7 protein-coding genes and 1 pseudogene are annotated in these 9100 nt (G+C 64.3%); all 8 read left to right on the top strand.

Annotated features, from left to right (window positions below):
- Window positions 1–33: 33 nt before the first annotated feature.
- Window positions 34–2433: pseudogene (locus ADK28_RS00275) on the top strand (nitrate reductase subunit alpha); the annotation flags it as partial.
- A complete protein-coding gene (narH, locus tag ADK28_RS00280) occupies window positions 2430–3974 on the top strand; it encodes a nitrate reductase subunit beta (protein ID WP_048794591.1) in 1545 nt (514 codons plus the stop codon). The pseudogene ADK28_RS00275 and the gene narH, both read left to right, overlap by 4 nt.
- The gene (gene narJ, locus ADK28_RS00285; RefSeq protein ID WP_048794592.1) at window positions 3971–4693 is read left to right on the top strand and encodes a nitrate reductase molybdenum cofactor assembly chaperone; all 723 of its coding nucleotides are present in this window, start codon (window positions 3971–3973) and stop codon (window positions 4691–4693) included. The genes narH and narJ overlap by 4 nt, the downstream gene beginning before the upstream one ends.
- 2 nt (window positions 4694–4695) lie before the next feature.
- On the top strand, window positions 4696–5373 hold the full coding sequence (gene narI / locus ADK28_RS00290; RefSeq protein ID WP_033640058.1) for a respiratory nitrate reductase subunit gamma: 678 nt from the start codon (window positions 4696–4698) through the stop codon (window positions 5371–5373).
- Between the two features lie 273 nt (window positions 5374–5646).
- On the top strand, window positions 5647–6654 hold the full coding sequence (locus ADK28_RS00295; RefSeq protein WP_048794593.1) for a 3-oxoacyl-[acyl-carrier-protein] synthase III C-terminal domain-containing protein: 1008 nt from the start codon (window positions 5647–5649) through the stop codon (window positions 6652–6654).
- The gene (locus ADK28_RS00300) at window positions 6651–7667 is read left to right on the top strand and encodes an NAD-dependent epimerase/dehydratase family protein (RefSeq protein ID WP_033640060.1); all 1017 of its coding nucleotides are present in this window, start codon (window positions 6651–6653) and stop codon (window positions 7665–7667) included. The genes ADK28_RS00295 and ADK28_RS00300 overlap by 4 nt, the downstream gene beginning before the upstream one ends.
- Window positions 7660–8466, top strand: coding sequence for an MBL fold metallo-hydrolase (locus tag ADK28_RS00305; protein WP_016927366.1), 807 nt, complete (start codon window positions 7660–7662; stop codon window positions 8464–8466). Before ADK28_RS00300 ends, ADK28_RS00305 begins: the two co-directional genes overlap by 8 nt.
- A partial coding sequence (locus ADK28_RS00310) for a F390 synthetase-related protein (RefSeq protein WP_048794594.1) occupies window positions 8463–9100 on the top strand: 638 nt, incomplete at its 3' end. The genes ADK28_RS00305 and ADK28_RS00310, both read left to right, overlap by 4 nt.

Raw genomic sequence — 9100 nt, forward strand, 5'->3', positions numbered from 1 at the left:
CCCCGAACAGTGCTAAAATGATTGTCACCCCACATGCACAAGCTGCCGGTGAAACGCCTGCGGCTGGCGGACGGCAGCGAAGCGCTGGTGACCAGCGTATACGATCTGACGCTGGCCAATTACGGCCTGGAGCGCGGGTTGGGCGACGCCAACTGCGCCGCCGACTATGACGAGGTCAAGGCTTACAGCCCGGCCTGGGCCGAGCAGATCACCGGCGTGTCGCGCCACAACATCATCCGCATTGCCCGCGAGTTCGCGGAAAACGCCGAGAAGACCCACGGCCGTTCGATGATCATCGTCGGCGCCGGCGTCAACCACTGGTATCACATGGACATGACCTACCGCGGCCTGATCAACATGCTGATCTTCTGCGGTTGCGTCGGCCAGAGCGGCGGCGGCTGGGCGCACTACGTCGGCCAGGAAAAACTGCGGCCGCAAACCGGCTGGCTGCCGCTGGCGTTCGGCCTCGACTGGCAGCGCCCGCCGCGCCACATGAACAGCACCTCGTTCTTCTACAACCATTCCAGTCAATGGCGCTATGAAACCGTCGGCACCGACGAGCTGCTGTCGCCGCTGGCGGACAAATCGCGCTTCGGCGGCAGCCTAATCGACTTTAACGTGCGCGCCGAACGCATGGGCTGGCTGCCGTCGGCGCCGCAGCTGGGCGCTAACCCGCTGCGCCTGGCGGAGCAGGCACGCGCGGCCGGCCAATCGCCGGTCGAATTTACCGTCGACAGCCTGAAGAACGGCTCGCTGGGCTTCGCCGCCGAGCAGCCGGACAATCCGCAGAACTTCCCGCGTAACCTGTTCGTCTGGCGATCCAACCTGCTGGGCTCCTCCGGCAAGGGCCATGAGTACATGCTCAAATACCTGTTGGGCACCGAAAATGGCATCCAGGGGAAAGATCTCGGCCAGCAGGGCGGCGTGATGCCGCAGGAAGTGGAATGGCGCGAGCAGGGCGGCGAAGGCAAGCTGGATCTGGTGGTGACGCTCGATTTCCGCATGTCGAGCACCTGCCTGTACTCCGACGTGGTGCTGCCGACCGCCACCTGGTACGAAAAAGACGACATGAACACCTCCGACATGCACCCGTTCATTCATCCGCTGTCGGCGGCGGTCGATCCGGCCTGGGATTCGAAGAGCGACTGGGAAATCTACAAGGGCATCGCCAAGGCCTTCTCCGAGGTGTGCGTCGGCCATCTGGGCCAGGAAACCGACGTGGTGACCCTGCCTATCCAGCACGACTCCGCCGCCGAGCTGGCGCAGCCTTACGGCGTACAGGACTGGAAGAAGGGCGAATGCGATCTGATCCCCGGTAAAACCGCGCCGCACATCATCGCGGTGGAGCGTGATTACCCGGCCACCTACGAGCGCTTTACCTCACTGGGGCCGCTGCTGGACAAACTGGGCAACGGCGGCAAGGGCATCAGTTGGAACACCCAAACCGAGGTCGACTTCCTCAAGCAGCTTAACTACGTCAAGGCCGACGGCCCGGCGGCGGGGCGGCCGAAGATCGAGAGCGCGATAGACGCGGCGGAAGTGATCCTGTCGCTGGCGCCGGAAACCAACGGCCAGGTGGCGGTGAAAGCCTGGGAAGCCCTGAGCAACGTCACCGGCCGCGATCACCGGCATCTGGCGCTGAACAAGGAAGACGAGAAAATTCGCTTCCGCGACATTCAGGCGCAGCCGCGCAAAATCATCTCCAGCCCGACCTGGTCCGGTCTGGAGGACGAACACGTTTCCTATAACGCCTGCTACACCAACGTGCACGAGCTGATCCCGTGGCGCACCCTCAGCGGCCGTCAGCAGCTGTATCAGGACCATGAGTGGATGCGCGCCTTCGGTGAAAGCCTGCTGGTATACCGGCCGCCGATCGACACCCGCGCCGCGCAGCCGCTGCTGAACAGCAAGCCGAACGGCAACAAGGAGAAGGCGCTGAACTTCCTGACGCCCCACCAGAAGTGGGGCATTCACTCCACCTACAGCGACAACCTGCTGATGCTGACGCTGTCGCGCGGCGGGCCGATCGTCTGGCTGAGCGAAGACGACGCCAAAGATCTGGGCATTGCGGACAACGACTGGATCGAGGCCTTCAACGCCAACGGCGCGCTGACGGCGCGCGCGGTGGTGAGCCAGCGTATCCCGGCCGGCATGACCATGATGTACCACGCACAGGAGCGCATCGTGAATCTGCCGGGCTCGGAGATCACTCGCCAACGCGGCGGCATCCACAACTCGGTGACCCGCGCCTGTCCGAAGCCGACCCACATGATCGGCGGCTATGCGCAGTTGGCCTACGGCTTCAACTACTACGGCACCGTCGGTTCCAACCGCGACGAGTTCGTGGTGGTGCGCAAGATGAACCGCATTGATTGGTTGGACGACGAAGGCAACGACTACGCGCAGGGCAGTCAGCAGGAGAACAGCAAATGAAAATTCGTTCGCAAGTCGGCATGGTGCTGAATCTGGACAAGTGCATCGGTTGCCACACCTGTTCGGTCACCTGCAAAAACGTATGGACCAGCCGCGAGGGTATGGAGTACGCCTGGTTCAATAACGTGGAAAGCAAGCCGGGCGTCGGGTATCCGCACGCCTGGGAAGATCAGGAAAAATGGAAGGGCGGTTGGATCCGCAAAATCAACGGCAAGCTGGAACCGCGCATGGGCAGCCGCGTCGGCGTGCTGGCGAAAATCTTCGCCAACCCGGATGTGCCGGCGCTGGACGACTACTACGAGCCGTTCGATTACGACTACCAGCATCTGCACTCCGCCAAACAGGGCAAGCACCAGCCGGTGGCGCGCCCGCGCTCGCTGATCACCGGGCAGCGCATGAACAAGATCGAAAGCGGCCCGAACTGGGAAGAGATCCTCGGCGGGGAGTTCAAAAAACGTTCGCAGGACAAGAACTTCGACAACCTGCAGAAGGCGATGTACGGCCAGTTCGAAAACACCTTCATGATGTATCTGCCGCGCCTGTGCGAGCACTGCCTCAACCCGGCCTGCGTCGCCACCTGCCCGAGCGGGGCGATCTACAAGCGCGGCGAAGACGGCATCGTGCTTATCGACCAGGACAAGTGCCGCGGCTGGCGCATGTGCCTGACCGGCTGCCCGTACAAGAAAATCTACTTCAACTGGAAGAGCGGCAAGTCCGAGAAGTGCATCTTCTGCTACCCGCGCATCGAAGCCGGCCAGCCGACGGTCTGTTCGGAGACCTGCGTGGGCCGCATCCGCTACCTCGGCGTGCTGCTGTACGACGCCGATCGCATCGAGCAGGCGGCGGCGGTGGAGAACGACAAGGATCTGTACCAGAGTCAGCTCGATATTTTCCTCGATCCGCATGATCCGAAGGTGATTGCTCAGGCGCTGGCGGACGGCGTGCCGCAGGGCGTCATTGAAGCCGCTCAGCAGTCGCCGGTGTACAAAATGGCGATGGACTGGAAGCTGGCGCTGCCGCTGCACCCGGAATACCGCACGTTGCCGATGGTGTGGTACGTGCCGCCGTTGTCACCGATTCAATCGGCCGCCGACGCCGGCGAGCTGGCGCACAGCGGCGTATTGCCGGACGTCGAGAGCCTGCGCATCCCGGTGCAGTATCTGGCGAACCTGTTGACCGCCGGCGATACCGAGCCGGTGCTGCTGGCGCTGAAACGCATGCTGGCGATGCGCCACTACAAGCGGGCGGAAACCGTCGACGGCGTGGTGGACACCAGCGCGCTGGAGCAGGTCGGTCTGAGTGAAGCGCAGGCGCAGGAGATGTATCGCTACCTGGCGATCGCCAACTATGAAGATCGCTTCGTGGTGCCGTCGAGCCACCGCGAGCTGGCGCGCGAAGCCTTCCTGGAAAGCAAGGGGTGCGGCTTCAGCTTCGGCGACGGCTGCCACGGCAGCGACGGCAAGTTCAATCTGTTCAACAGCCGCCGTATCGATGCCATCGACGTGACCGCGAAAACCGCGCGGCCGGAGGATGCCTCATGATCAGCCTGAAAGTGATCGCCCGCCTGCTGGATTACCCGGAGCAGGCGCTGTTTGACCATCAGCAGGCGCTGATCGAAGCGCTGGAGCCGGCCAGCGAGCTGGATCTGCACCACAGCGCGCAGCTGATTCTGTTTATCCGCCGCCTGTGCGCGCGCCCGTTGCTGGACGCGCAGGCTGACTATTGCGAACTGTTCGATCGCGGCCGCGCCACCTCGCTGCTGCTGTTTGAGCATGTGCACGGCGAGTCGCGCGATCGCGGCCAGGCGATGGTTGACCTGATGGCGCAGTACCGCGCCGCCGGGCTGGAGATCGACAGCCGTGAGCTGCCGGACTTCCTGCCGCTGTACCTGGAGTATTTGGCCAGCCGCAGCGCGGCGCAGGCGCGGGAAGGGCTGCGGGACATCGCGCCGATCCTGGCGCTGCTGGGCGCGCGTCTGCAGCAGCGCGAAAGCCCGTACGCGGTGCTGTTTGAGCTGCTGCTGGCGCTGTCCGGCAGCGAGGTGCAGGCCCAGGCGCTGGAGACGCAGGTGGCGCAAGAGGCGCGCGACGATACGCCGCAGGCGCTGGATGCGGTGTGGGAAGAGGAGCAGATCAAGTTTCTCGGCGAACAAGGCTGCGCCTCCGCCCAGCAGACGGCGCACCAGCGGCGCTTCGCCGGCGCGGTAGCGCCACAGTATCTGGACCTGACGGATGCGTTAACCGGAACCAAAGGACGCTAATCATGCAATTTTTGAATCAGTTCTTCTTCGATATCTACCCTTATCTGGCCGGCGCGGTGTTCCTGATCGGCAGCTGGCTGCGTTACGACTACGGGCAGTACAGCTGGCGCGCCGGCTCCAGCCAGATGCTGGATAAAAAGGGCATGCGGCTGGCGTCCAACCTGTTCCACATCGGCATTATCGGCATCTTCGCGGGCCACTTCCTCGGCATGCTGACGCCGCACTGGATGTATGAGGCCTTCCTGCCGATCGACGTGAAGCAGAAGCTGGCGATGATCGCCGGCGGCGCCTGCGGCCTGATGACGCTGATCGGCGGCGCGCTGTTGCTGAAGCGCCGGTTGACCAACCCGCGGGTACGCGCCACCAGCAGCTTCGCCGACATCATGATCCTGACGTTGTTGGTGGTGCAGGTGTGTCTGGGGCTGCTGACCATTCCGTTCTCCGCCCAGCATATGGACGGCAGCGAAATGATGAAGCTGGTGGCCTGGGCGCAGGCGGTAGTGACCTTCCACGCCGGCGCCTCTGCGCACCTGGCAGGGGTGGCGATTATCTTCAAACTGCACATGGTGCTGGGCATGACGCTGTTCGTGCTGTTCCCGTTCTGCCGCCTGGTGCATATCTGGAGCGCGCCGGTAGAGTACCTGACCCGCCGTTATCAACTGGTGCGCAACCGCCGCTGAGCCTGACCCCGCCGCCGCCGATCGCCAGCGGCGGCGCTATTCCGATAATTCCCCCGCCGTCTGCCCATTCTCGCCGCCTTGTCGTAAACTAATTATCTCAGTCATGTTACGCTTATGCTTCCGCCGACGGACGTCGGCCCGTGGTAGCCGATAACAAGAGATACCGCCTTGATGAAAGGCTTTTTGGGACATAAAAACCGGGGATGATCCGCGTGGCCTTCGTGCCGTGCGGGAGAATCGCTTTATGGATAGTCAGGTTAATCAATAACAATAATGACCACACAATGTCGCTCACCCGAGCTGTTGCCTCTGAAGATCATCGCCACCGGGGCCGCATTGCCGCCCAACCGCGTGGCCTCCTCTACGCTCGACGCTCGCCTGGGGAAACCGGCCGGTTACGTTGAAAAACGCTCGGGCATCGTTTATCGCTATCACGCCGCCGACGACGCCAGCCAGGCCGAGCTCGCCGCCGCTGCGCTGCAAGATGCGCTGGCTCGCCGCGCCATTCCGGCAGACTCGATCGATCTGCTGATCTCCGCCTCGGCGATTTCGGTGCAGGCATTGCCGTGCACCGCCGCGCATATTCTCAAGGTGGCGGGGCTGGCGGCGGGCACGACCGGCTTCGACATCAACAGCAGCTGCGTCAGCTTTATCTCTGCGCTGCAGGTGGCGGCGGGGCTGCTGAACGCCGGAACGTATCGGCGTATCGCCATCGTCTCAGCGGATCTCGCTTCACGCGGCATCGACTGGCAGCATGAAGAGTCGTCGCTTATCTTCGGCGACGGCGCCGCCTGCGCCATCGTAGAGCGCGGCGACGGCGCCAGCGGCATCCTCGCCAGCCTGGTGGAAACCTACCCCGCCGGCAGCGAACTTTGTGAGATCCGCGCCGGCGGCACGCGCCGCAACCCGCGCGCCGGCATGTGCGAACAAGACTTCCTGTTTCATATGCAGGGCAAGCCGCTGTTCCGTCAGGCGTCGGCGCTGATTGAGGGCTACCTCGATCGGCTGCTGAGCGCCAGCGGCTTGACCCTGGCGCAGATCGCCACCGTGGTGCCACACCAGGCCAGCCATTTGTCGCTCGAACACATGCGCAAGCGGCTGCACGTTTCGAGCGAGGCGCTGGTAGATATCTACCGCCACCACGGCAACCAGGTGGCGGCGTCCATCCCGACGGCGCTGCATGCCGCCGTGACCACCGGGCGCTTCAACCCCGGCCAGCCGGTGATGCTGATCGGCACCGCCGCGGGGCTGGCGTTGGCCGGCATGGTGTTGCTGCCATGAGGGTGCTGGTCACCGGGGCGACCAGCGGGCTGGGGCGCAACGCGGCGCAGTGGCTGCTGGAGGCCGGACATCAGGTGCGCGCCACCGGCCGCGATGAACGGGCCGGCGAAGCGTTGCGTCAGCTGGGCGCCGAGTTTTGCGCGCTCGATCTGGCGCAGGCGACGCCGCAGCAGTGCCGGCAGCTGGTGACCGACTGCGAGTGGGTGTGGCACTGCGCGGCCAAGTCTTCCCCCTGGGGCGGCAAAGCGGAGTTTCACCGCATCAACGCCGCGGCGACGGAGAAGCTGGCGGAGGCGGCGGGGCGCTGCGGCGTGCGGCGCTTCGTGCATATCTCCACGCCGGCAATCTACTTCGATTTTCAGCCGCATTACGATCTTGACGAGGGTTACCGCGCCCGGCGCTTCGCCAATCACTATGCCGCCAGCAAGCACGCCGCCGAACAACGCCTGTTGGCGCAGGCGAAGATCTATCCGCAAACCACCTACATTATGCTGCGGCCACGCGGCCTGTTTGGCCCGCACGATCGGGTGATCGTGCCGCGGCTGTTGCAGCAGCTCGAACGCGATCGCGGCGTATTGCGATTGCCCGGCGGCGGACAAGCGCTGCTGGATCTGACCTTTGCCCCCAACGTGGTGCACGCGATGGATCTGGCCAGTCGGCAGCGCGGATTGCCGTCCGGCGCCGTGTACAACATCACTAACCACCAACCGCAGCGGCTGGCGGAGATGCTGGATGCGCTGCTGCGTCAGGAGCTGGGGCTGAGTTACCGGCTGCAGGCCGTGCCCTATCCGCTGCTGCATACGCTGGCCGGCGGCATGGAGCTGTGGGCGACGCTGAGCGGCAAGGAACCGCTGCTGACGCGCTACAGCGTGGCGGCGGTGCATTTTGACATGACGCTGAACCAGACCCGTGCGATCGAAGAGTTGGGCTATCGGCCGCGTTATTCGATGGAACAGGGCATTCGTCTGACCGGCGAGTGGCTGCGGCGGCAAGAAGGCGGACAGCATGGCTAAGGTCACCGTTTTTGAAGTGGGCTATTGCACGCATATCGGCTGCATGGCGCTGCGCGGCGCCGGGTTCCGGGTATGCAAATTCCCGGCGCGCGCCTATCTGCTGGAGGTGGGGGAGCGCCGCTGGCTGTGGGATACCGGCTACGCGCGTTATTTTCAGCAGCACACGCAGTCGGGGGTGTTCAGCCTTTATCGCCGCATGACGCCGGTCTATTTCGATCCCGCCGAGTCGTTGGCGCACCAACTGCGCGAAGCCGGTTACGCCGAGGGCGATATTCAGGCGCTGATCGTCTCGCATTTTCACGCGGACCACATCGCCGGGCTGCAGGATTTCAGCCAACTCGACTTTATTTGCTCCGGCGAAGGCTGGCGGCAAACCCGTGGATTGCGCGGTTTCGCGGCGCTGAAGCGCGCCTTTATTCCCGGCCTGATCCCGGCGGATTTCGAGAGCCGCCTGCAGTTTATGGAGGCTTTTCCCTCGGTGGCGTTGCCCGCGCTGTTGGCGCCGTTCGATCGCGGTTACGCGCTGCCGGGCAGTGAAGGGCAGATCGTGCTGGTGCCGCTGCCGGGGCATGCGGCCGGCCATATCGGCGCCTTTATTCTCACCGACGCCGGCTGGACGCTGCTGGCCAGCGACGCCGCCTGGTCGCCGCAGAGTTACCAGACGCTGCGCGGGCCTTCGCGCCTGGCCAATCTGGTGATGGACGATGCGGCGGCGTACACCCGCACGCTGGAGCGGCTCAACCAGCTGTGGGCGGGCGGGCAGGTCAACATTTTGCTGTGCCACGAGGGGGATCTGTGATCCCTTTCATGACCCTTTGGCACTATTTCCGCGCCAGGCGCCTGCGCTTTGGCGATCGTGCAGCGCTGGAGGCGCATCAGGCCCGGCAGCTTGAGAGCTTTGCCCGCCGGGTGCTGAGCAAGAGCCCCTATTTTCAGCGTTTCAGCCGCCGGCCGTTCGCCGAATGGCCGCAGATGGACAAGGCGCTGATGATGGCGCAGTTCGACCGCATGAACACCGCCGGGCTGCAGCGCGATGCGGTGCTGGCCTGCGCGCAGCGCAGCGAGGCGGATCGCGATTTCACGCCGAAGATCGGGCGCTACAGCGTCGGATTATCGTCCGGCACCTCCGGGCAGCGCGGCGTGTTTGTCGTCAGCCCGCGCGAGCAGCAGGTGTGGGCCGGCGGCATGCTGGCGAAGATGCTGCCGGACGGGCTGTTGGCCGGCGAGCGCGTTGCGCTGTTTCTGCGGGCGGACAATAATCTCTATCACAGCGTGAACAACCGTTGGCTGAGCCTGGCGTTTTACGATCTGCTTGCGCCGTTCAGCGAGCATTTGCCCGCATTGGAACGGCAGGCGCCCAGCATCATCGTGGCCCCGGCGCAGGTGCTGCGCGCCTTGGCGCTGGCGGTGCTGGCCGGGCAGGTGAAATTGCC

This window comes from Serratia sp. 506_PEND, assembly GCF_001076875.1.
Lineage (GTDB): Bacteria > Pseudomonadota > Gammaproteobacteria > Enterobacterales > Enterobacteriaceae > Serratia > Serratia marcescens.